14 protein-coding genes are annotated in these 23,133 nt (G+C 61.2%); 8 read left to right on the top strand and 6 right to left on the bottom strand.

The features are described from left to right. Positions 1-97 precede the first annotated feature (97 nt). The 4 genes from QRN46_RS07925 to QRN46_RS07910 are packed head-to-tail and all read left to right on the top strand — an operon-like array spanning position 98 to position 5,609. On the top strand, positions 98-1,951 hold the full coding sequence (locus tag QRN46_RS07925; RefSeq protein ID WP_011334504.1) for an extracellular solute-binding protein: 1,854 nt from the start codon (positions 98-100) through the stop codon (positions 1,949-1,951). Beyond that, the gene (locus tag QRN46_RS07920; protein WP_011334503.1) at positions 1,938-3,002 is read left to right on the top strand and encodes a microcin C ABC transporter permease YejB; all 1,065 of its coding nucleotides are present in this window, start codon (positions 1,938-1,940) and stop codon (positions 3,000-3,002) included. The genes QRN46_RS07925 and QRN46_RS07920 overlap by 14 nt, the downstream gene beginning before the upstream one ends. Beyond that, on the top strand, positions 3,002-4,024 hold the full coding sequence (locus tag QRN46_RS07915; protein ID WP_285354482.1) for an ABC transporter permease: 1,023 nt from the start codon (positions 3,002-3,004) through the stop codon (positions 4,022-4,024). Before QRN46_RS07920 ends, QRN46_RS07915 begins: the two co-directional genes overlap by 1 nt. A gap of 1 nt (position 4,025) precedes the next feature. Next, positions 4,026-5,609, top strand: a complete 1,584-nt coding sequence (locus QRN46_RS07910) for an ABC transporter ATP-binding protein (protein WP_221614555.1) — start codon at positions 4,026-4,028, stop codon at positions 5,607-5,609. Between the two features lie 52 nt (positions 5,610-5,661). On the opposite strand, the gene QRN46_RS07905 is transcribed toward QRN46_RS07910, so the two are convergent. After that, positions 5,662-5,979, bottom strand: a complete 318-nt coding sequence (locus tag QRN46_RS07905; RefSeq protein WP_007959502.1) for an SCP2 sterol-binding domain-containing protein — start codon at positions 5,977-5,979, stop codon at positions 5,662-5,664. A 48-nt stretch (positions 5,980-6,027) separates the two neighbouring features. Continuing rightward, on the bottom strand, positions 6,028-6,738 hold the full coding sequence (locus tag QRN46_RS07900) for a histidine phosphatase family protein (RefSeq protein ID WP_011334500.1): 711 nt from the start codon (positions 6,736-6,738) through the stop codon (positions 6,028-6,030). 207 nt (positions 6,739-6,945) lie between these two features. On the opposite strand from QRN46_RS07900, the gene sohB reads away from it, so the two are divergent. Beyond that, a complete protein-coding gene (gene sohB / locus QRN46_RS07895; RefSeq protein WP_064381309.1) occupies positions 6,946-7,968 on the top strand; it encodes a protease SohB in 1,023 nt (340 codons plus the stop codon). 60 nt (positions 7,969-8,028) lie between these two features. Here the strand turns inward: sohB and QRN46_RS07890 are convergent, their stop codons facing one another. Continuing rightward, positions 8,029-8,523: a DUF934 domain-containing protein gene (locus QRN46_RS07890; RefSeq protein ID WP_007959510.1), complete on the bottom strand. Its 495-nt coding sequence runs from the start codon at positions 8,521-8,523 to the stop codon at positions 8,029-8,031. Then, complete coding sequence (locus QRN46_RS07885; RefSeq protein ID WP_011334498.1) at positions 8,507-10,165, bottom strand: nitrite/sulfite reductase; 1,659 nt, start codon at positions 10,163-10,165, stop codon at positions 8,507-8,509. The genes QRN46_RS07890 and QRN46_RS07885 overlap by 17 nt, the downstream gene beginning before the upstream one ends. Positions 10,166-10,690: 525 nt before the next feature. Here QRN46_RS07885 and QRN46_RS07880 point away from each other — a divergent pair. Beyond that, a complete protein-coding gene (locus QRN46_RS07880) occupies positions 10,691-11,764 on the top strand; it encodes an ABC transporter substrate-binding protein (protein ID WP_011334497.1) in 1,074 nt (357 codons plus the stop codon). 5 nt (positions 11,765-11,769) lie between these two features. Here QRN46_RS07880 and QRN46_RS07875 read toward each other — a convergent pair whose 3' ends face one another. Next, positions 11,770-11,988 (bottom strand): DUF2970 domain-containing protein, encoded by a 219-nt coding sequence (locus QRN46_RS07875; RefSeq protein WP_007959515.1) that lies wholly within the window; start codon positions 11,986-11,988, stop codon positions 11,770-11,772. Positions 11,989-12,145: 157 nt separating this feature from the next. Here QRN46_RS07875 and QRN46_RS07870 point away from each other — a divergent pair, with 157 nt between their 5' ends. Then, on the top strand, positions 12,146-16,927 hold the full coding sequence (locus QRN46_RS07870) for a dermonecrotic toxin domain-containing protein (protein ID WP_285354481.1): 4,782 nt from the start codon (positions 12,146-12,148) through the stop codon (positions 16,925-16,927). Positions 16,928-16,931: 4 nt separating this feature from the next. Here QRN46_RS07870 and metH read toward each other — a convergent pair whose 3' ends face one another. After that, positions 16,932-20,642, bottom strand: a complete 3,711-nt coding sequence (gene metH, locus QRN46_RS07865) for a methionine synthase (protein ID WP_011334495.1) — start codon at positions 20,640-20,642, stop codon at positions 16,932-16,934. 158 nt (positions 20,643-20,800) lie between these two features. Between metH and QRN46_RS07860 the strand changes: the two genes are divergently transcribed. After that, positions 20,801-23,095 (top strand): fatty acid cis/trans isomerase, encoded by a 2,295-nt coding sequence (locus QRN46_RS07860; protein ID WP_011334494.1) that lies wholly within the window; start codon positions 20,801-20,803, stop codon positions 23,093-23,095. Positions 23,096-23,133: the final 38 nt, after the last annotated feature.

Below are 23,133 nucleotides of genomic sequence, written 5' to 3'. Positions count from 1 at the left end.
GGGTTTTAGTAACACATCGTTCTAACCCCCGCCCTATAAAAAGGCCCGGCCTGTTGCACTTCACCATCAGGCAGGCACGTGGTGAAAGGATCTGCCCATGTTTTCCAGAGTCATTCTGTTCAGCGTCGGTCTGTCGCTGAGCCCGGTGCTGTTCGCGGCGCCCCAACACGCCCTCACGGTCTACGGCGAAGCCCCGAAATACGCCCCGGACTTCCAGCACCTGGCCTACGCCAACCCCGACTCCCCCAAGGGTGGAACCTTGCGCCGCTCTTCGCTGGAGAGCGGCCCGTTCGATCACCTGATTCCCTACATCGACAAAGGCACCGGCGTTGCCGACATAGACGGCTGGCTCTACGCGCCGCTGGCCTATCGCAGCAAGGACGAGCCTTACAGTGTCTACGGTCTGGTCGCCCACCGGATGGAGCTGGACGCGGACCGGCGCTGGCTGCGCTTTTACCTGAACCCCAAGGCTCGGTTCGAGGACGGCACGCCGATCACCGCTGAAGACGTGCGCTACACCTTCGAGCTGTTCACCACTCAGGGCAGCCTCAAATATCGCCAACAGTTTCGCGATGTCGCCGAGGTGCAGGTCGAGTCGCCGACCCAGGTGCGTTTCGTGTTCAAGAACAACGAGAGTCGGACCTTGCCGCTGGATCTGGCGACGTTGCCGGTGCTGCCCGAGCACTGGTGGCGTACACGCAATTTCGCCGATGGCGCAGGTTTCGAAATTCCGCCGGGCAGCGGGCCGTACAAGGTCAGCGCGGTGGACGCCGGGCGCAGCGTGAAATTTCAGCGGATCAAGGATTGGTGGGGCAGGGATCTGCCGATCACTCGCGGGCTCTACAACTTCGATCAATTGAGCGTGGAGTTCTTTGCCGACACGGACGTGTCGCGACAAGTGCTCAAGGCCGGTGGCTTCGATTACAACCGCGAGTTCTCCGCCACCAGTTACACCATCGGTTACGCCGGGGCGGCGCTGGAGCAGGGCAAGTTGCTGCGCGAACACCTCGCACCCGGCGCCGCGCAAGGTGCCCAGGGATTTGCGTTCAACTTGCAGAAGCCGGTGTTTCAGGATCGCCGGGTGCGGCAGGCGATCGCCATGCTCTGGGATTTCGAATGGAGCAACCGGCAGATGATGCGCAGTATGTACCTGCGTCAGCGCAGCTTCTTTTCCCACAGTGCGTTGTCGGCCACCGAACTGCCGGATGCCGAAGAGCTGAAAATCCTCGAACCGTGGCGCGGCAAGATTCCCGATGAAGTCTTCAGTCAAGTGTTCGAGGCGCCGCGCACCGACGGCAGCGGCAACGTCCGCGCGCAACAGTTGCAGGCGCTGAAACTGTTGGAGGCCGCCGGCTGGAAACCCCGAGGCGATCAACTGGTGAATGCCGCCGGCGATCCGCTGCGATTCACCTTTCTCAACGGCCAGAAGGGGTTCGAGCGTCTGCTGCTGCCGTTCAAACGCAACCTGGCGCAGATCGGCATCGGCTTCGATATTCGTCAGGTCGACACCGCGCAATACACCAACCGCGTACGCAGCCGCGACTACGACATGATCGTGGTCGGTTACCCGGTGAGTCAGGCACCGGGGCGCGAGCTGTTCAACTATTTCGGCTCCGACGGCGCTGATGATCCCGGCTCCAACAACTACATGGTGCTGCGCGACCCGGCGGTGGATGCGCTGCTTGAAGGCGTGGTGCAGGCCGACAATCGCGAGAGCCTTCTGCGCCACGCCCATGCGCTGGATCGGGTGTTGCAGTGGGGCTATTACTGGATTCCCAACTATTACCCGCCAGGGATTTCCACGGTGTGGTGGAACCGTTTCGGTCGCCCGGCGATTGCGCCGCTTTACGACGCCGGCCTCGACACCTGGTGGGAAATCAGTCCGACCGCGCTGACCTCGACGCAAATGCAGCAACAGCAAAAGGAGTACGCCGCCCATGTGGGGTTATAGCCTGCGGCGTCTGCTGCTGATCGTGCCAACCTTGCTGGCGATTCTGCTGGTGAACTTCGTGATCGTGCAGGCCGCGCCCGGTGGCCCGGTCGAACAAGCCATCGCCCGATTGCAGGGGATCGGTGTCGGTGCGGCGGTGGGTGCCAGTCATGTCGAAAGCATTGGCGGCGAGTCCCGCGCGACCCGTGGGCTGGACCCGAAACTGGTGGCCGAGATCGAGCGCCAGTACGGCTTCGATAAAAGCACCGGCGAGCGCTTGTGGCTGATGCTCAAGAGCTATGCGCAACTGGATTTCGGCAAGAGTTTCTTCCGGGGTGCGTCGGTGACCGAGCTGATCTGGCAGAAGCTGCCGGTGACCTTGTCGTTGGGATTGTGGGCGACGCTGATCACTTATCTGGTATCGATTCCGCTGGGCATTCGCAAGGCGGTGCACAACGGTTCGGCGTTCGATGTATGGAGCAGCGCGACGATCATCATCGGCTACGCGATGCCGGGATTTCTGTTTGCGCTGCTGCTGATCGTGGTGTTCGCCGGCGGTACGGCGCTGGACTGGTTCCCGGTGCGAGGGCTGGTCTCGGACAACTTCGTCGAGCTGTCGCTGTGGGGCAAGGTTGCTGACTACTTCTGGCATTTGGTGTTGCCGGTCAGCGCGTTGGTGATCGGTGGGTTTGCAACGCTGACGATCCTGACCAAGAACAGCTTCCTCAACGAGATCTCGCGGCTGTACGTGGTCACGGCCCGCGCTAAAGGCCTGAGCGAACGACAGGTGTTGTACGGGCATGTGTTTCGCAACGCGATGCTGCTGGTGGTGGCCGGATTGCCTCAGGCGTTGGTCACGGTGTTTTTCGGCGGTTCATTGTTGATCGAAGTGATCTTCTCCCTCGACGGTCTCGGCCGCCTGAGCTACGAAGCGGCGGTGTCGCGGGATTACCCGGTGGTGTTCGGTTCGCTGTTCATCTTCACCCTGTTCGGGCTCTTGATAAAACTGTTGGGCGACCTGTGTTACACGCTGGTCGATCCGCGCATCGACTTCACCGCGAGGACTGCCTGATGCCGACGCTTTCTCCCATCGGACAGCGCCGCTGGGCGCGGTTCAAGGCCCATCGGCGCGGCTGGTGGTCGTTATGGCTGTTTCTCGCGCTGTTCGGCCTGAGCCTGGGCGGCGAACTGGTCGCCAATGACAAGCCGTTGCTGGTGACGTATCAGGGCGAATGGTTTTTCCCGGCGTTCAAGCGCTACACCGAGCAGGACTTCGGCGGCGAGCTGCCGTTCCAGCCCGACTACCGCAGCGCCCAGGTGCGTGAATTGATCGAGGGGCAGGGCGGACGGATGTGGTTTGCGCCGATCCCGTTCGGCTACGACACGGCTAACTACGACCTCACTGAACCGGCCCCGAGCCCGCCCACCGCCGAAAACTGGCTGGGCACCGACGATCAGGCGCGGGACGTGCTGGCGCGGGTGATATTCGGCACGCGGGTCTCGCTGTTGTTCGCCCTGGCGTTGACGGCGGTGAGCGCGTTGATCGGTATCGCCGCCGGTGCCTTGCAGGGGTATTACGGCGGTTGGGTCGACTTGCTCGGGCAGCGTCTGCTGGAGGTCTGGTCGGGGCTGCCGGTGCTCTATCTGCTGATCATTCTGTCGGGCTTCGTCGAGCCGAATTTCTGGTGGTTGCTGGGGATCATGGCGCTGTTTTCCTGGCTAAGTCTGGTGGACGTGGTGCGCGCCGAGTTCCTGCGCAGCCGGGGGGTCGAGTACGTGAAAGCGGCGCGGGCGCTGGGTGTCGGCGATGCACAGGTGATCGTGCGGCACATTCTGCCCAATGCCATGAGTGCGACCTTGACGTACCTGCCGTTCATCCTGACCGGGGCAATTGCCACGTTGTCGGCGCTGGATTTTCTCGGCTTCGGCATGCCTGCCGGCAGCGCTTCGCTGGGCGAGTTGATCGGCCAGGGCAAGAACAATCTGCAAGCACCGTGGTTGGGCCTGACGGCATTTTTTGCCCTGGCGCTGATTCTTTCTCTACTCGTATTCATCGGCGAAGCCTGCCGAGATGCCTTCGACCCCAGGACTTGATATGCGTGAACATCTGATCGAAATACGCGACCTGCGGGTGGCGTTCAAAGGGCAGGAAGTGGTGCACGGCATCAACTTCGACATTTGCCCGGGCGAATGCCTGGCGCTGGTGGGCGAGTCGGGTTCCGGCAAGTCGGTGACGGCCCACAGCATCCTGCAACTGCTGGACCCGAACATCACCCGGATCGACGGCAGCATCCGCTACGGCGGCGAAGAGTTGCTGGGTGTGCACGAGCGCTATCTGCGGCAACTGCGCGGCAACCGCATCGCGATGATTTTTCAGGAGCCGATGAGTTCTCTAAATCCGTTGCACAGCATCGAGCGGCAACTCGGCGAAAGCCTGGCGCTGCACAAGGGCCTGGCGGGCGCGGCGGCGCGCAATCGGATTCTGGAGCTGTTGGAGCTGGTGGGCATTCAACGACCGCGCGAGCGGCTGAAAGCGTATCCGCATCAGCTCTCCGGCGGGCAGCGGCAGCGGGTGATGATCGCCATGGCGCTGGCGTGCGAACCGCAATTGTTGATTGCCGATGAGCCGACCACGGCCCTCGATGTCACCGTGCAACGCAAGATTCTGTTGCTGCTCAAGGAACTGCAACAACGTCTGGGCATGGCGCTGCTGATTATCAGCCATGACTTGAATCTGGTGCGCACCATCGCCCAGCGGGTGGCGGTGATGCGCGCGGGCGAAATCGTCGAACAGGCGAGCTGCGAGCAGTTGTTCCGTGCGCCGCAGCATCCCTACAGCATCGAGTTGCTCAACGCCGAACCCGGCGGCGCGGCGCTGTGCCGGGATGCGGCGGAGGATTTGCTCGAAGTTCGCGATCTGCATGTGCGTTTTCCGCTGGGAGGCGGCTGGCTGCGGGCCAAGTCGTATCTGCACGCGGTCAATGGCATCGATCTGGACCTGCAGCGGGGCAAGACTTTGGGCATTGTTGGTGAGTCGGGCTCGGGTAAATCCACGCTGGGTCAGGCGATCCTGCGCCTGATCGATGCCGACGGCAGCATCCGCTTCAACGGCGAGGCGCTTGAGCAACTGAGCGGCAAACAATTGCGTCCGTTGCGCAAACGCCTGCAAGTGGTGTTTCAGGATCCGTTCGGCAGCCTCAGCCCGCGCTTGTGCGTGGAGCAGATCATTGCCGAAGGTTTGCAGGTGCACAGTGATTTGAATGCGCAGGCGCGCGAGCAGGCGGTGATCGATGTACTGAAGGAAGTCGGACTCGATCCGGCGACGCGCCATCGCTATCCCCACGAGTTTTCCGGCGGGCAACGGCAACGCATCGCCATCGCTCGGGCGCTGGTGCTCAAGCCGGATCTGATCCTGCTCGATGAGCCGACGTCGGCCCTGGATCGCACGGTGCAGAAACAGATCGTCGCGCTGTTGCGCCGGTTGCAGGAGGAGCACGGGCTGACTTATCTGTTCATCAGTCATGACCTGGCGGTGGTGCGTGCGCTGGCTCACGATCTGATCGTGATGAAGGATGGCGAAGTGGTGGAGCGTGGCGAAACGGCCGGGTTGTTTGATTCGGCCCGGCACCCGTACACACGGGAATTGCTGGCGGCATCGTTTGCCGGTGTGAACGCCTGAAACGACAAATCCCGCCACAGGGGCGGGATTTGTTTGCAGACTGGCTGCGGTCTTACGCGGGGAACAGCTCGGACAGTTTCATCGACAGCATCATGTCGCCTTCAACGCGCAGCTTGCCGCCCATGAACGCCTGCATGCCGTCGGTTTCGCCGCTGACGATGCCTTTGAGGGTTTCGCTGTCCAGCACCAGCGTGCAGTTGGCGTCCGGGTTTTCGCCTTCCTGGATGTCGCAGGTGCCGTCTTTGACGATCAGGGCGTATTGCTTGTCTTCGTCAGTGATGTTGAAACCGAAGACCAGATCCAGACCGGCAGCGGCGGCTGGGTTGAACTTGGCTTGCATTGCTTTTACGGCATCAGCTACGGAGGTCATGGTTCGATCCTTTTTGGTTGATTGCAGCAGGGTCACAGTAATCCGGACTCAGCGAAACGTGATGAGTTCCGGGGCCTTCAGCAGTTGCAGGTGTGCATGACTGTTGAAGGAAGCCAGAGCCACCTCGCGACCGCGGAACTTCAGCTGGTTGAGCGAGGTGTTGACGATTTGCCAGTTCAGTTCAAAGGCCTGCCGGGCAGGCATTTGAGTGATCAGGTGAAGCAGGGCGGTGATCGTGCCACCGGAGGTGAACACCGCGATTTTCTGGGCGTTGTCAGCCTGTTCGAGAATCCGCTGCAGCCCTGCCTGGACCCGCTCGACGAAACCCAGCCAGCTTTCCAGGCCCGGTGTGTCGTAGGTGCCGGCGAGCCAGCGTTCGATGATCAGGGCGAAGATGCGCTGGAACTCGCCACGGTTTTGCGCGGCGTTACGCAGGATTTCCAGGGCTTCGGGCTCTTCCGGCAACATGGCCGGGAGCAGGGCGCGGATCACGGCGTCGGCATCGAATTCGTTGAAGGCCGAATCGATTTCCAGAGCCGGAACCGGCAAACCGACGGCGGCGAACTGTTCCAGCGCGCTGTTGGCCGTGTGTTGCTGGCGGCGCAGGTCGCCCGACAGGCAGCGGTCGAAGCTGATTCCGAGTTCGGCGAGGTGACGGCCGAGGATTTCTGCCTGGCGTACACCGGTCGGCGACAGGACGTCATAGTCGTCTGCACCGAAGGAGGCCTGGCCATGTCGAATCAAGTAGATGCTGCCCACGTCCGCGTCATCCCGGTACGTTGAAGGTTGTGGCGAGGTTATGGGGATGACGGTGAGCTGTCAATGAAAAAACATACGCTTGTTTGAAATGCCCGTTCCAGCCTTGTTGCCAGAGGTTTCACGGCTGGCCGACGGGCCGGTGCATGGGTATGCTGGAGCCAATTCCCGCGTGTGTTTCACGACCGCGCATCGTTTGAAGGAGTCACTGTGGAGTTTTTGACTGAATACGCCAGTTTCCTGGCCAAGACCGTAACGCTGGTCATCGCCATTCTGGTGGTGCTGGCGAGTTTTGCTGCGTTGCGCAGCAAGGGCCGGCGCAAATCTGCCGGCCAGTTGCAGGTCAGCAAGCTCAACGATTTCTATAAAGGCCTGCGTGAGCGGCTGGAGCAGACCCTGCTCGACAAGGATCAGCTCAAGGCCTTGCGCAAGGGCCAGGCCAAGTCCGAAAAGAAACAGAAGAAGAAACCCGACGCCAAACCGCGGGTATTCGTGCTGGACTTCGACGGCGACATCAAGGCCTCGGCGACTGAAAGCCTGCGCCACGAGATCACCGCGCTACTGACCCTGGCCACACCGAAGGACGAGGTGGTCCTGCGTCTGGAGAGCGGCGGCGGCATGGTTCACAGCTATGGTCTGGCCTCGTCGCAACTGGCGCGCATCCGGGAAGCTGGCGTGCCGTTGACCGTGTGCATCGACAAGGTCGCGGCGAGCGGCGGCTACATGATGGCGTGCATCGGCGAGAAGATCATCAGCGCGCCGTTTGCGATTCTCGGCTCCATCGGTGTGGTGGCGCAGTTGCCCAACGTCAACCGCCTGCTGAAAAAGCACGACATCGATTTCGAAGTGCTGACCGCTGGCGAATACAAACGCACCCTGACCGTATTTGGCGAAAACACCGAGAAGGGTCGGGAAAAGTTTCAGGAAGACCTGGACATCACCCACCAGCTGTTCAAGAACTTCGTTGCCCGCTATCGCCCGCAACTGGCGATCGACGAAGTCGCCACCGGTGAGGTCTGGCTCGGCATCGCGGCGCTGGACAAGCAACTGGTCGATGAGCTCAAGACCAGCGACGAATACCTGGCCGAGCGTGCCAAACAGTCCGAGGTCTATCACCTGCACTATGCCGAACGCAAAAGCCTCCAGGAACGTATCGGCATGGCCGCCAGCGGTTCGGTGGATCGCGTGTTGTTGAGCTGGTGGAGCCGGCTGACCCAGCAACGATTCTGGTGAATCGGGCATAAAAAAACGCCGGTCGAATGACCGGCGTTTTTTTGTGTTTGACTCAGGGTTTTATCGACGACGGAACAGCGGCAGCGGTTCATCGGTGGCGGCCTGATAGGTCACCGAAAAGTCCTTCAGGCTTTCAAGGGCGTCGTACGGGTCTTTGTCCGCGCGCAGGGCGAAGGCATCGAAGCCGCAACGGCGCATGTAGAACAGTTGGTCACGCAGCACGTCGCCAATTGCTCGCAATTCACCCTTGAAACCGTAACGGTCACGCAGCAGGCGGGCGTTGGAGTAGTTGCGGCCATCGGTGAACGCCGGGAAGTTCAGGGCAATTACCTGGAACTCATTCACGTCGTCACCGATTTCCTCGGCTTCTTCGTCGGCGTCCAGCCACACACCCAGGCCGCCATCGCGGGCCTTGAGCATGCGGGCGTGTTCACGCCACAGTTGCAACGGGACGATCAGGTCGTCGCAGTTGCTGATTTCGTCGATGTTGAAATCCTTGGGCAGCAGGTGCCAGGTTTCGTCGACGACCTCGTTGTTCTTAATGATTCGCTGCATAGACGCGTTCCTTGAAGAGGTCGATGCCAATACGCTGGTAGGTGTCGATAAAACGCTCGTCTTCGGTTCGCTGTTCCACGTACACGTCGATCAGTTTGGAGATCACGTCCGGCATGTCTTCCTGAGCGAAAGACGGGCCGAGGATCTTGCCCAGGCTGGCGTCACGGCTGGCGCTGCCACCGAGCGAGACCTGGTAGAACTCTTCACCTTTCTTGTCCACGCCCAGAATGCCGATGTGGCCGACGTGGTGGTGACCGCAGGCGTTCATGCAGCCGGAGATGTTCAGGTCCAGTTCACCGATGTCGAACAGGTAGTCCAGGTCGTCGAAACGGCGCTGGATCGATTCGGCGATCGGGATCGACTTGGCGTTGGCCAGGGAGCAGAAATCACCGCCAGGGCAGCAGATGATGTCGGTCAGCAGGCCGATGTTCGGCGTGGCGAAGCCAGCTTCACGCAGCTCGCCCCACAGGGTGAACAACTGGCTTTGCTCGACGTCGGCCAGAATGATGTTCTGCTCGTGGGACGTGCGCAGTTGACCGAAGCTGTAGCGCTCGGCCAGGTCGGCGACGGCGTCGAGCTGCTTGTCGGTGATGTCGCCCGGTGCAACGCCGGTTGGCTTCAGGGACAGGGTCACGGCCACATAGCCCGGCTTCTTGTGCGCCAGGGTGTTGCGCGTGCGCCAGCGGGCGAAGCCCGGATGCTCTTTGTCGAGGGCGGCCAGTTCGGCGTCTTGATTGCTCAGCGCCTTGTAGTCCGGGTCGACGAAGTGTTTGGCGACGCGATGGACTTCGGCTTCGGTCAGGGTGGTCTGCCCGCCGCGCAGGTGTTCCATTTCGGCATCGACTTTCTGGGCGAAGACTTCTGGAGTCAGCGCTTTGACGAGGATCTTGATCCGCGCCTTGTATTTGTTGTCACGACGGCCATAGCGGTTGTAGACCCGCAGGATCGCGTCGAGGTAGCTCAACAGGTCCTGCCATGGCAGGAATTCGTTGATGAACGCGCCGACCACCGGAGTACGACCCAGACCACCGCCGACCAGCACGCGGAAACCGAGTTCACCGGCAGCGTTGTGGACCGGCTCAAGGCCGATGTCGTGGACTTCGATGGCCGCACGGTCGGAGGTCGAACCGTTGACGGCGATCTTGAATTTACGCGGCAGGTAGGCGAATTCCGGGTGGAAGGTCGTCCACTGACGAACGATTTCGCACCACGGACGCGGGTCGATCAACTCGTCGGCTGCGACACCGGCGAACTGGTCGGTGGTGACGTTGCGCAGGCAGTTGCCGCTGGTCTGGATGGCGTGCATCTGCACGGTGGCCAGTTCCGCGAGGATGTCCGGGATGTCTTCCACCGCCGGCCAGTTGAACTGCACGTTCTGGCGCGTGCTGATGTGGGCGTAGCCCTTGTCATAGTCGCGGGCGATTTTCGCCATCATGCGCACCTGGCGCGAGGTCAGCTGGCCGTAAGGCACCGCCACGCGCAGCATCGGCGCGAAACGCTGGATATACAGGCCATTTTGCAGGCGCAGGGGGCGGAATTCTTCTTCGCTCAGCTCACCTGCCAGATAGCGTCGGGTCTGATCACGGAACTGCTTGACGCGGTCCTCGATGATCCGCTGATCGTACTCGTCGTATACGTACATATAAGTCCTGTTCTCAGGCTTTGGCCACTCGGAAAACGCTGCGTTTTCGCTTGCTGGAGTCCGATGGTTCCTCTGCAATTCGGCGCGCACGGCCGCGCACTCCCTGAAGGAGCCGGGGCAATATACCCGTTTGCAGTTATGCGCAAAAGTGATGTTTGAGTATATGGAAAGAACCAAATCGCCTAACGAGAATCACTTTCAACTAACCCACATTTGTCGTGCGGTCAATCATCGTCTTAACTGTGGTCGAGTCTTTCTGCAATCACCGATAAAACCGACAAGAGGCGATGCAATGAGCAACCCAACCAAGGCAAGGAAAAGCGATAGCAGCGTCGATGCATGGGCCATTCTGTTCCTGATCATTCTGGTCGTTGGAACGGCGGTGTTCTGGGTCAGCCATCAGTAAAACGACTCGTCCGGGCCCCGCTTGCGACGATTGTCGGACAAAAGGCGGGATCAAGCGCCAAAGGCCAGGTGATCAATGGCTATAATGCGCGGCCATTTTTCCTTGGGCCCGGATGATTCATGTTCAAGTTTCTCCACCTCAGCCTGCTGCTGTTCGGCGCGGTTTTCGGTACGTGCGCGCGTGCAGAGTCGGTGCTGTTCCTGAATCCGGGCTCGACCCAGGAAGCGTTTTGGGTCAGCTACTCGCAATTCATGCAGGCCGCCGCCCGGGACCTGGGCATCGACTTGCGCATCCTCTATGCCCAGCGCCAGCCGGAACTGACCCTGGCTCAGGCGCGACTGGCCCTGCAGGGGCCTGAGCGCCCGGACTATCTGGTGTTCGTCAATGAACAGTACGTGGCGCCGCAGATCCTGCGTATGGCCAATGGCAGCGGCGTGAAGCTCTTTATCGTCAACTCGGCACTGACGCCCAACCAGAAGGCGATGATGGCCGATCGTGCTGATCGCATCGGCAGTCTGGTGCCCAACGATGAAGAGGGCGGCTACTTGATGATGAAGGAGCTGATTCGTCTGCATCCGGCTGTCGCGCCCGGTGAAAGCATCGACCTGCTGGCCTTTTCCGGTCTGAAGATCACGCCCTCGGCCCAACTGCGAGAAAAAGGCATGCAACGGGCACTCGCCGAGCATCCTCAGGTGCACCTGCGGCAACTGGTCTACGGCGGCTGGACGCAACAGCGTGCCTACGAGCAGGCCAGGCAATTGCTGGTCCGCTATCCCAAGGTGTCATTGGTGTGGGCGGCCAATGATGAAATGGCCTTCGGCGCGATGCGTGCCGTTTCGGAAGCCGGCAAGGTGCCGGGCAAAGACGTGCTGTTCAGCGCGGTCAATACCTCGCCAGAAGCGTTGCAGGCGTTGGTTGACGGGCGGCTGAGCGCGTTGCTGGGCGGCCATTTCACCCTCGGTGGCTGGGCACTGGTCGAGCTGCATGATCACGCGCAGGGTGTCGATCTGAATCAGTACGGCGGTCGTGACCGACAGATTCCGTTGCTGCAACTGATCGATCGGGATCATGCCCGCCGAATCCTTGCCATGGGCGCCTCACCGGACTATGGCGTGCACTTTCGCAAGCTCTCGGCGAAAGGCCGTCCGGTTTCCTACCGCTATCCGTTCAATCTGCAGACACTGATGCACTGAGCGAGTCAGACGCCGGCCAGATGCACCACCAGTTGAACGATGCCGAACAGCGTCAGGGCGAACACTGCCGTGAACGCAATGCCCAGAAAGATGAAATGACTCGGCTTGCCGTGGGTGAAATCCCTCGCCCGGTTCTTGCCGCTTTGCACCCCGAACGCCGCCGCCATGACGCTGTGCAGCATCTGCCAGAAGGTCGGTGGTTTGTTGTCGACTGGATCGTCCATACATCCCTCGTCTCAAAGTGTGCCTGTTGAGCATAGTCAATCGGCCGACAGCGCGCGAAACCGTTGGTAATGCCTTGGTGGCGCCGGCATAACTATCTACTGCGAACGGTCGCCCGCGAAATGGTGTGCTGACGCCTCATCCCACAGGAGAGGCGCCATGCCACCGATTCCCGCCGCTGATATGAGACCCGCGGCCTCACAGAGCATCCACGGTCCGTTTCTTGAACAGGCCATTCCCGATTGGCTGACGGACGCCACGGCGCAGCGACGTGCGGAGCTGGGCAGCGCCAACGCGGCACTGACGCCCGGTTATCGCCAGGCCACCGCGCAGCAGCGTCGTGCGTTGAACGACGCCGTTGTCGCCAGTTTCGTCGCCCAGTCCCGGCTGGACCGACAACTGTCAACCCTGCAAAACATCGACACCTTTGCCAGGCCTTTGCTGACCAAGGCACTGCAGGAGCAATTTGGCGTGGAGATAGATGTCGATGTGATTTATCTGTGCCTGAACAAACCGGTTCAAATGGGGATCCTTTCGATAGAAGTGGGTGTGTTCGAGTTCATCAAACTGCCGCTGCTGCAGGCGGCGCTGCATAACTTTGCAGCCTCGGAATGTGAGCCTGAGGCATTCCACGATTCTTCCGGTTTCTTGATCGAATGGTGGACATCCGGTGTGCTCCTTCCCCTGCAAACCACGTTGACCGTTCCCGGGTTCATCACGCTATGCCGTTCGCTGGACATCGGCGCCAAGTATCAGGCTTACCTCAGGGGCTATCTCCACGCCGAAGAGGTGCAAGCGACCCTGCGGGACAATTTCATCGGCGCCGCCAAGGCTGATCTGCGCGCTGCCGCCGAGCAGGCGCTGCTGTGCAACGACATCGAGCCTGCCGACTACCCGATGATCCTGTCGGTCATCGATGGCAACCGGCATCCTCGCCTGGGCAACAAGAGCGTCTGGTTTCACGAACTGAGCCTGATGAAGCATCGTATGACTGGATGTGTCTGTTTCTCGATCAGCGAGAATGATCGCTATACAGACGATTTGCTGCTCTATATCCCCCATGATCCCCGGCACCCGTTGAAGCGTTATACGCGCAAGCAACTGTGGGACATGTTCAGGAAGCGCTTCAGCGAACGCGACAGCGGCTCGTCGGCAGAGGTTGTGCCGACGGCGTATCAGCGGTTTTTCAGCCGTTTCGTGGCTTATGCCGATCGCGCGGACTATTTCAGTCAGTTCACTCGCGATGCCTCGGACGCATCGGCCGCCGGGCGTGTTGTTCTCAAGCTCCTTACAATGCTCAATCCCTTCACCGGCTTCACATCCGTCCATGAATGGCCCCCCCTGCGCCAGCAACCGCTCCCGGAGGACGACCCTTATCTGGCCCCGGCAGTCATTCCCCGCGAGGGCGATGACCCCGCATCCGAAAACGTTGACCTGTGGAACTATCTTTTCGAGCAACACCGCGACCGGCTCACTGCCGATGCCCGCAGTCACGCCGTACCCACGGCTGATGTCGATGCGAAAGTGCGCAGTGAGAAGCTCGCGGCACTGCTGAACATCGGCATGCTGGTGCTGACCACGGCAGCAGGGTTTGTACCTGTGCTGGGCGAGATCATGACTGGCGTCATGGTCGGTCAGTTGCTGGAAGAGTCCATTGAAGGCGTCATTGACTGGAGCGAAGGGGATCGCCAGGCCGCCAAGGCGCACTTGATCGATGTCGCGGAAAATCTGGTGCTGTTCGGCGTGCTCGCCGGGGCCGGAAAAAGCCTGGACGGTGTCAGACCTGCAACGGCTGCACCCGTGATGGAAAAACTGCATCCGGTCACATTGGCCAGCGGCGAAACCCGGCTGTGGCGTCCGGATCTGACGGCCTATGAAAGCCCCGATTGGCATCTTCACCAACACGAACCCAATGCCCTGGGGCAATTCACCGAAGGGGAGAAAACCTGGATCCGGATCGAGGGCAGGGCGTACGAGAAGCACTGGGACAGGACAATCAAACGCTGGCGAGTGCGGCATCCCCGCGATCCCCGCGCCTACCAGCCGCCGCTCAGCCACAACGGCGTCGGTGCCTGGCGCCATACGCTGGAGCGTCCGTTGTCCTGGGACCGGCTGACGCTGCTGCGCCGCATCGGGCATCGAACCGACAGGCTTTCAGACACGCAATTGCTGGCCATCGCCGATATCGGCGGTGTCAGTGACAACGCTTTGCGCAAAATGCATCTGGATAACCTGCCGCCGCCGCCCGAACTGGCCGATGCGTTGCAATTGTTTGAAGCGCCTCGCGGCACAGCCGCGCCGGACGCGCGAATCATCAAGCTGCAAACGGCGTGTCCGGGACTCGGCGATGCCGCCGCCAGGGAGGTGCTGACCCATGCCGATGCCGACTCGCTGGCGATCTTGCAAACCTCCAGGCCAGTCCCTCGCCGCCTGCTGGAGGAGGCGCGCTGGCATGCAAGTCAGGGGCGGGCGAGTCGCGCGTATGCCGGTTTGTACCTGGAGCATCCTCCAGCCGACAGTGGGCGTCTGGCATTGCAGTTGCTCGAGAAACTGCCGGGCTGGCCGGGCGATGTGCGGCTGGAGTTTCGCGATCGGCATCGACAGGGCGGGCTGCTTGAGGCGATTGGCAGCGAATCGGCGGCACACCGTGTGTATCTGGTGAAACAGGGGCCGTTGTTCCAGGCATTCAGCGAGCAGGCATCGAGCGCTCGGCTCGATCGGTTTTTCCCCGCGCTCATGCGCGCTTTGCCACGGCAATCAACAGAGGCGCTGGGGATATTCGGGATGACGGACGGCGCCAGGCTACAACGTGCGATCATCGATTACGCCACCGCTCACCCGGAGCAGGTTCGCGCCTTCGTGGTTCCACCCGGCCAGGGCGTCCGTGCGTTCACAGCGCCAGTGCGTCTCGAAGGTCGTCGACTGGGGTATTTCGCCAGTGGGGAGGGCGCAGTAGGGCGTTCGGGTGTCAATCCTTCGCTGGTGATCCGATTGCTCGACGTCTATCCGAATCTGGATTTGCGACAGGCCAACGGGGTCATCCTCAGAGCGATGAGAGAAGGCCAAAGCGACGCGCAGATCATGCAAGGGCTGGTCGAACGCGCGCTTGAGTGGGAGCGCCTTGAATCAACGCTCGCTCAATGGGCGGTTCCCGGTGCGCATGTCGAAGAGCGCTTGCGAGCTGTGCGTCAGTTGAAGCAATGCTGGCGCAATGCACCACTTGCTGCCGAAACCCCGGGTTACAGTCACCTCGAATGGGTCTGCGACGACCCGCTGCCACCCATGCCGGGGACTTTTCCTCATGTGAAATCCCTGCGTCTGCAATCACGCCGTTCAGATGCTGCACAAATGCGTGGATTCCTGCGCGCATTCCCCGAGATTCGCCATCTCGATCTCAGTGAATGTGCGCTGACCACCAATCCCGTCCCCACCGATACCCGCGTGAAACTGGTGGAGCTCAACCTGTCCGGCAATCCGCTGTATCGGCTGGACGTCTCGAACATGCCGAACCTGAAGGTCCTGAACCTTCAAGGGACGCAACTGCAACAATGGCCGCGGGCAGCCGAAGAGCTTCGGGCGCTGCGCTGGCTGGATCTGCGCAACACCCGCATCACCACGCTGGCGCCGCAAATGCTTGCCCGTGACGAACTGTTGATCAATACCAATCTGACCGGTGCTCCCCTTACAGACGAAACGCAAGTCCGCCTGCGGGCGGCACAACAACGGGTCGAGTCGACCCTGGGGCTGCCGGAGGGGACGTTGGCAAGGTTTGCCCTTGAACCGATACCCGACCCTTACCCGCACCCCATCGAGACGGGGTCGCGCGTGGCCTCGCGGTTGTTGCCGCTGCCACCGGCATTGCCCGCTGAAGAGCATCCAGGTTCGTTCATCGGTCGCCTGCAGCGAATCATTCCCGAGCTGTCGGAGCAGGAGGCCATTGAAGCAGTCGAGTACCTGCGCATTGGCGCCAGCGACGAACAAGTCAGTGCGCGGCTCGCTGAGTGGAACCGGCGGTTCGACGTGATGACCCGGGAGTTGAATGGCTGGATCCTCGTCCGGCGCAGTTCAGAACAGCGTTTCAGGCATCCGCGAATTTCATCGGAAGGTCGCGGGGACGCGGCACAAAAAATCATCGAGTGCTGGCGACTGGGTCTGCTCGGTGAGGCTGGCGAGGCCGATTATGTGCTGGATCTGGAAGGCACTCTCGGTGTGGGAGCATTGCCCAGGCTGCCGGAAGCCTTTACCCATGTGGCGGGCTTGAATCTGCGAGGGCTGGAACTGAGCGAGCAGGGCCTCAACGATTTCCTCCTGTCGTTCACGCAAGTTGAAACCCTGGACCTGGCTGCCAATGCACTGGAGAACCTGCCGCAAGCCATCGGCGACATGCAGCGGCTTGAGCAACTGGATCTGTCCGCCAATCGCTTGCAGGACGGGCGCACTGTCGTACAGCGGCTGGAGTCGCTGCAGCACCTCAGGCGCCTGAGTCTGAACTACAACCGTTTCAAATCCTTCAACGCCGCGTCTCTGGAGGCGCTGGAGCTGCTGGAACTGAATCACAACCGACTCAAGGATTTCAACGCAGCGATCCCGCCCTGGCTGGAGCGGCTGCATTTGAACGGCAATGACCTGAAGGAATGGCCGGCCGGGGTGCTGCACGCCGAGCGTCTGCATACGCTGAAGCTGTTCGGCAATCCGATCAGGGATATTCCGGCACAGGCGTTTGACGGCCGCCATGATGAACTGCTTGCCGGAACACATTTATCGGGACACTTGCGATCATTGTCGACAGACAGTCTGCAACGGATCCGTGACCATGCTGAGCGAACGGGCGCTCAGTCGGTGCTGGGAATATCCCGGGAGACACTTGAACAATGGCTGGCTGATCGCGAGTGGGAGGAACCGGAGGGTTCCTCCTCTTCCGACGACTCGGACCGAATCTGATGGCTCAGTTGTCGTAGCCCAGATTGGGTGCCAGCCAGCGCTCGGTCAGGCTCAATTCCTGGCCTTTGCGCGAGGTGTAGCTCTGCACCTGATCCTTGTCGACCTTGCCCACGGCGAAGTACTGCGCCTGCGGATGGGCGAAGTACCAGCCGCTGACGGCTGCCGCCGGGAACATCGCGTAGTGCTCGGTGAGGAACACACCGCTGCGGCCGGCGCGCATTTCCTGTGCTTCAGGGTCGAGCAGGGCGAACAGGGTGGCCTTCTCGGTGTGATCCGGGCACGCCGGGTAGCCGGGGGCAGGGCGGATGCCGGAATACTGCTCTTTGATCAGCGCCTCGTTATCGAGGGCTTCATCCTTGGCGTAACCCCAGTGCTCTTTGCGCACCTGCTGGTGCAGCCACTCGGCGCACGCCTCGGCCAGACGGTCGGCCAGGGCCTTGACCATGATCGAGTTGTAATCGTCGCCAGCGTCCTGATAGGCCTTGGCCACTTCTTCGGCGCCGATCCCGGCGGTGGTGATGAAACCACCAACGTAGTCGGTCACTTCGCTGTCCTTCGGCGCGACGAAGTCGGCGAGGGAGAAGTTCGGTTTGCCGTCGGTCTTGATGATCTGCTGGCGCAGGTGATGCAGGCGCGCCATTGGCTTGCCGTCATCGCCGTACAGCTCGATATCGTCGTCGTGCACCTGATTGGCCGGCCAGAAGCCGAACACCGCACGGGCGCTGATCAGTTTCTCGTCGATCAGCTTGGTCAGCATCTCGCGAGCGTCCTTGTACAGCGCGGTCGCCGCTTCGCCGACCACTTCGTCTTCGAGGATGCGCGGGAACTTGCCGGCCAGGTCCCAGGAGATGAAGAACGGCGTCCAGTCGATGTACTCGGCGAGAACGTTGAGGTCGATGTTGTCCAGCACGCGGGTGCCGGTGAAGGTCGGTTTGACCGGGGTGTAAGTGGCCCAGTCGAACTGCGGCTTCTTGGCGATCGCGGCGGCGTAGCTCAGGCGTTCGGTGCGGGCGCTGCGGTTGGCGGTGCGCTCGCGGACGTCGATGTACTCTTCGCGGGTCTTCTGGACGAAACCGGCTTTCAGTTCCTTGGACAGCAACTGCGTCGCCACGCCCACGGCGCGGGAGGCGTCGGTCACGTAGACCACTGCGTCGTTGCTGTACTTGGGCTCGATCTTCACCGCCGTGTGCGCCTTGGAGGTGGTCGCGCCGCCGATCATCAGCGGCAGGTGGAAGTCCTGGCGCTGCATCTCGCGGGCCACATGGACCATCTCATCCAGCGACGGGGTGATCAGACCGGACAGGCCGATGATGTCGCACTTCTGCTCCTTGGCCACCTGCAGGATCTTCTCCGCCGGCACCATCACGCCGAGGTCGACGATGTCGTAGCCGTTGCAACCCAGCACCACGCCGACGATGTTCTTGCCGATGTCGTGCACGTCGCCTTTGACCGTGGCCATCAGGATCTTGCCCTTGGCTTCCGGCTTGTCGCCTTTTTCCAGTTCGATGAACGGAATCAGGTGCGCCACGGCCTGCTTCATCACGCGGGCGGATTTCACCACTTGCGGCAGGAACATTTTGCCGGCGCCGAACAGGTCGCCGACGATGTTCATGCCGGACATCAGCGGGCCTTCGATCACTTCGATCGGGCGGGCGAAGGACTGACGGGATTCTTCGGTGTCTTCGACGATGTGGGTGGTGATGCCCTTGACCAGCGCATGTTCCAGACGTTTGTTGACGTCCCAGCCGCGCCATTCTTCGGTCTCGGCTTCCTTGACGCTGCCGTCGCCCTTGTACTTGTCGGCGATGGCGAGGAGGGCGTCGGTGCCTTCCGGCGTGCGGTTGAGGATCACGTCTTCAACGGCGTCGCGCAGTTCCTGCGGGATCTGGTCGTAGATCTCCAGCTGACCGGCGTTGACGATACCCATGGTCAGGCCGGCGCGGATCGCGTACAGCAGGAACACCGAGTGGATCGCCTCGCGCACCGGGTTGTTGCCGCGGAACGAGAACGACACGTTGGACACGCCGCCGGAGCTCAGGGCATACGGCAGCTCGTCGCGGATGTAGGCACAGGCGTTGATGAAGTCCACAGCGTAGTTGTTGTGTTCTTCGATGCCGGTGGCCACGGCGAAGATGTTCGGGTCGAAAATGATGTCTTCCGGCGGGAAGCCGACTTCGTTGACCAGAATGTCGTAGGAGCGTTTGCAGATCTCTTTCTTGCGCGCTTCGGTGTCAGCCTGGCCGGCTTCGTCGAACGCCATCACCACCACGGCGGCGCCATAGCGCTTGCACAGTTTGGCGTGGTGGATGAACTGCTCGACGCCTTCTTTCATGCTGATCGAGTTGACGATGCCCTTGCCCTGAATGCACTTGAGGCCGGCTTCGATCACGTCCCATTTCGAGGAGTCGATCATGATCGGTACGCGGGAGATGTCCGGTTCGCCGGCAATCAGATTGAGGAAGGTCACCATGGCCTTCTTCGAATCGAGCATCCCTTCGTCCATGTTGATGTCGATCACCTGGGCGCCGGCCTCGACCTGCTGCAGGGCGACTTCCAGGGCTTCGGTGTAGTTGTCTTCACGGATCAGCCGGGCAAATTTCGCGGACCCGGTGATGTTGGTCCGCTCGCCGACGTTGACGAACAGCGAGCTGCGATCAATGGTGAACGGTTCCAGACCCGACAGGCGGCAGGCCTTGGGAATGTCCGGAATCTGCCGTGGCGCGTAACCGGCAACGGCTTTGGCGATCGCTTCGATGTGGCCCGGCGTGGTGCCGCAGCAACCGCCGACGATGTTGAGGAAACCGCTCTGGGCGAATTCTTCGATGACCTTGGCGGTGTCCACCGGCAGTTCGTCGTACTCGCCGAATTCGTTCGGCAGGCCGGCGTTCGGGTGCGCCGAAACGTGGGTGCTGGCCTTGTCCGACAGCTCTTCCAGGTACGGACGCAGTTCGCGGGCGCCGAGGGCGCAGTTAAGGCCGACGGAAATCGGTTTGGCGTGAGCCACGGAGTTCCAAAACGCTTCGGTGGTCTGGCCCGACAGGGTACGGCCGGAGGCGTCGGTGATGGTGCCGGAGATCATGATCGGCAATTCGAAGCCCAGTTCTTCGAACACGCCTTGCACGGCGAAGATCGCGGCTTTGGCGTTGAGGGTGTCGAAGATGGTTTCGATCAGGATCAGATCCGCGCCGCCCTCGATCAGGCCTTTGGTGGCCTCGGTGTAGTTTTCGACCAGCTCATCGAAGGTGACGTTGCGATAGCCCGGGTTGTTGACGTCCGGCGACAGCGAGCAGGTGCGGCTGGTCGGGCCGAGAACGCCGGCGACGAAGCGCGGCTTGTCGGGGGTCTCGAGGGTTTTCGCGTCGGCGACCTTGCGTGCCAGACGGGCGCCTTCTACGTTGAGTTCGTAGACCAGTTCTTCCATGCCGTAGTCGGCCATGGAAATCTGCGTGGCGTTGAAGGTGTTGGTCTCGAGGATGTCGGCACCGGCATCCAGATAGGCTTTCTCGATGCCGCCGATCACGTCCGGGCGGGTCAGCACCAACAGGTCGTTGTTGCCCTTGACGTCGCTCGGCCAGTCGGCGAAGCGTTTGCCGCGATAATCCTGCTCTTCGAGCTTGTAGCTCTGGATCATCGTGCCCATGCCGCCGTCGAGAATCAGGATGCGCTCTTTGAGAGCTTGCTTGAGAGCTTGAAGGCGGACGCTGCGATCGGACATTGGGACTACTCGAAAAGACCATGACGAAGGAGCGGGATCATAACAAACCTGTGCGGATTTAGAGCATGTGGCGCTTTTGCATGAATATCGCTCATGTTGGTACGGGCGTCATAACGGTAGAATCGCGGCGTTTTTTCTTCAGGATCAGGATCAGGGACATGTCGTACCGCGTCATCAGCATTGCATTGCTGTTTTTAAGCTTTGGCGCGGCGGCGCAGAGTCCCGCTGTTTCTTCTTCTATCTCCTACACCCGGGACATCCAGCCGATCTTCACCGAGAAGTGCGTGGCCTGCCATGCGTGTTACGACTCTGCTTGCCAGCTTAATCTGGGCAGCGGCGAGGGCGCGGCCCGTGGCGCGAGCAAGATGCCCGTCTACGATGGCGAACGCACCCAGGCGGCACCGACCACGCGGCTGTTCTATGACGCCTTCGGCAAACGCGCCTGGCAGCAGAAAGATTTCTACTCGGTGCTCGACGCCCAGGGCAGTCAGGCGGCGCTGATGGCGCGCATGCTGGAGCTGGGGCACAAAACGCCACTGACCCCCAACGCCAAATTGCCGGAAGACATCGTGCTGGGGCTCAATCGCGAGAACCTGTGCGCGATGCCTGCGGAGTTCGACGGCTATGCGGGCGCCCATCCGAAAGAGGGCATGCCGCTGGCGGTGACCGGGCTGACCGATCAGCAATATCAGACGCTGCAACGCTGGCTCGCTTCCGGTGCGCCGATCGACGAGCAAGGCCTGGCGCCAAGCGCTAAGGAGGCGATGCAGATCGTCCAGTGGGAAAACCTGCTCAACCAGCCTGGCGCGCGGGAAAGTCTGGTCGGGCGCTGGTTGTTCGAACACTGGTTTTTGGCGCACATCTATTTCAAGGACGGCGAGCCGGGGCATTACTTCCAGTGGGTGCGTTCGCGCACACCGACCGGCCAGCCGATCGATCTGATCGCCACGCGTCGCCCGAACGACGATCCGGGCACCCAGGTTTACTATCGCTTGTGGCCGGTGCAGGGCGTGATCGTGCACAAGACCCACATCACCTATCCGCTGAGCGCGGCGAAGATGGCGCGGGTCAAAAGCCTGTTCTACAACGGCAACTGGCAGGTCAACGCTTTGCCGGGCTACGGGCCGCAGAGTCGAGCCAACCCGTTCGCGACCTTCGAGGCGATCCCGGCGCAGGCGCGTTACCAGTTCATGCTCGATAACGCCGAATACTTCGTGCGCACCTTCATTCGCGGCCCAGTGTGCCGTGGGCAGATCGCGACCGACGTGATCCGCGACAACTTCTGGGCGCTGTTCCAGGCGCCGGAACACGACCTGTACATCACCGACCCGAACTATCGCGGCCAGGCCACGCCGTTGCTGGCCATGCCGGGGCAGAACGACGATGTCGGCAGTGTCCTGAGCCTGTGGCACAACTACCGCAACAAGCGAAACCAATACGAAGCCCTGCGCCGTGACAGCTACGCCGACCTGCCGGCACCGAGCTGGTCGACCCTGTGGGCCGGCAACGACAACGCCTTGCTCAGCATCTTCCGTCACTTCGACAGCGCTTCGGTGACCAAGGGCCTGATCGGCGAGGTGCCGCAGACGATGTGGCTGTTCGACTATCCGCTGCTGGAGCGCACCTATTACCAGCTGGCGGTGAATTTCGATGTGTTCGGCAACGTCTCTCATCAGGCGCAAACACGCCTGTATTTCGACCTGATCCGCAACGGCGCCGAGCAGAACTTCCTGCGCCTGATGCCTGCCGATTCCCGCGAGGGTTACCTTGACGATTGGTACCAGAGCAGCGGCCAGTTCAAGATGTGGCTCGATTACGAAGCCATCGACGACGACAAGCCGACCGCACTGAAACTCGACGAGAAAGACCCGAAACACGATTTCGCCATGCAATTGCTGGCGCGCTACGGCGATCTCAACGCGCGTCCGGATCCGATCAACCGTTGCGAAGACGCCTATTGCTCGCGCCCGAACATCGACCCGGCGCTGCAAAATGCCGAGCAGGCGCTGAGTCGCCTGACTTCGCGCCCGGCGGCGGGGCTGAAAGTGATCGATCAATTGCCGGAAGCCACCATGCTGCGGGTTGAAACCCGTAGCGGCAAACGTGAGGTCTACAGCCTGCTGCGCAATCGTGCCCACAGCAACGTGGCGTTCCTGCTCGGTGAATCGCTGCGTTATCAGCCGGGCCTGGACACGCTGACGATCTATCCAGGCGTGCTCAGCAGCTACCCGAATTTCATGTTCAACGTCCCGGCGGATCAGGTGCCTGCGTTTGTCGATGCCATGGAAAACGCGAAGGATGCGCCGCAATTCGAGAAGATCGTCGAACGTTGGGGCATCCGCCGCAGTCATCCGCAGTTCTGGTTCTATTTCCACGACCTGAGCCAGTACATCCACGAGACCGAGCCGGTGGAAGAGGGCGTGCTGGATATGAACCGGTACGAGAATCTTTGATCGTTTGAACGATGGCGGTTGTCCCAATCCTGTGATGT

Source organism: Pseudomonas sp. lyk4-R2A-10 (genome assembly GCF_030209075.1).
GTDB lineage: Bacteria > Pseudomonadota > Gammaproteobacteria > Pseudomonadales > Pseudomonadaceae > Aquipseudomonas > Aquipseudomonas glycinae.
This window is presented reverse-complemented; position numbering and strand designations above follow the sequence as displayed.

Coding starts and splice junctions, on each gene's coding strand:
- QRN46_RS07890 (WP_007959510.1), bottom strand. CDS start 8,523: ATGCAGCGAATCATTAAGAACAACGAGGTCGTCGACGAAACCTGGCAC.
- QRN46_RS07880 (WP_011334497.1), top strand. CDS start 10,691: ATGTTCAAGTTTCTCCACCTCAGCCTGCTGCTGTTCGGCGCGGTTTTC.
- QRN46_RS07925 (WP_011334504.1), top strand. CDS start 98: ATGTTTTCCAGAGTCATTCTGTTCAGCGTCGGTCTGTCGCTGAGCCCG.
- QRN46_RS07905 (WP_007959502.1), bottom strand. CDS start 5,979: ATGACCTCCGTAGCTGATGCCGTAAAAGCAATGCAAGCCAAGTTCAAC.
- QRN46_RS07875 (WP_007959515.1), bottom strand. CDS start 11,988: ATGGACGATCCAGTCGACAACAAACCACCGACCTTCTGGCAGATGCTG.
- QRN46_RS07920 (WP_011334503.1), top strand. CDS start 1,938: ATGTGGGGTTATAGCCTGCGGCGTCTGCTGCTGATCGTGCCAACCTTG.
- QRN46_RS07910 (WP_221614555.1), top strand. CDS start 4,026: ATGCGTGAACATCTGATCGAAATACGCGACCTGCGGGTGGCGTTCAAA.
- QRN46_RS07870 (WP_285354481.1), top strand. CDS start 12,146: ATGCCACCGATTCCCGCCGCTGATATGAGACCCGCGGCCTCACAGAGC.
- QRN46_RS07860 (WP_011334494.1), top strand. CDS start 20,801: ATGTCGTACCGCGTCATCAGCATTGCATTGCTGTTTTTAAGCTTTGGC.
- QRN46_RS07885 (WP_011334498.1), bottom strand. CDS start 10,165: ATGTACGTATACGACGAGTACGATCAGCGGATCATCGAGGACCGCGTC.
- metH (WP_011334495.1), bottom strand. CDS start 20,642: ATGTCCGATCGCAGCGTCCGCCTTCAAGCTCTCAAGCAAGCTCTCAAA.
- QRN46_RS07915 (WP_285354482.1), top strand. CDS start 3,002: ATGCCGACGCTTTCTCCCATCGGACAGCGCCGCTGGGCGCGGTTCAAG.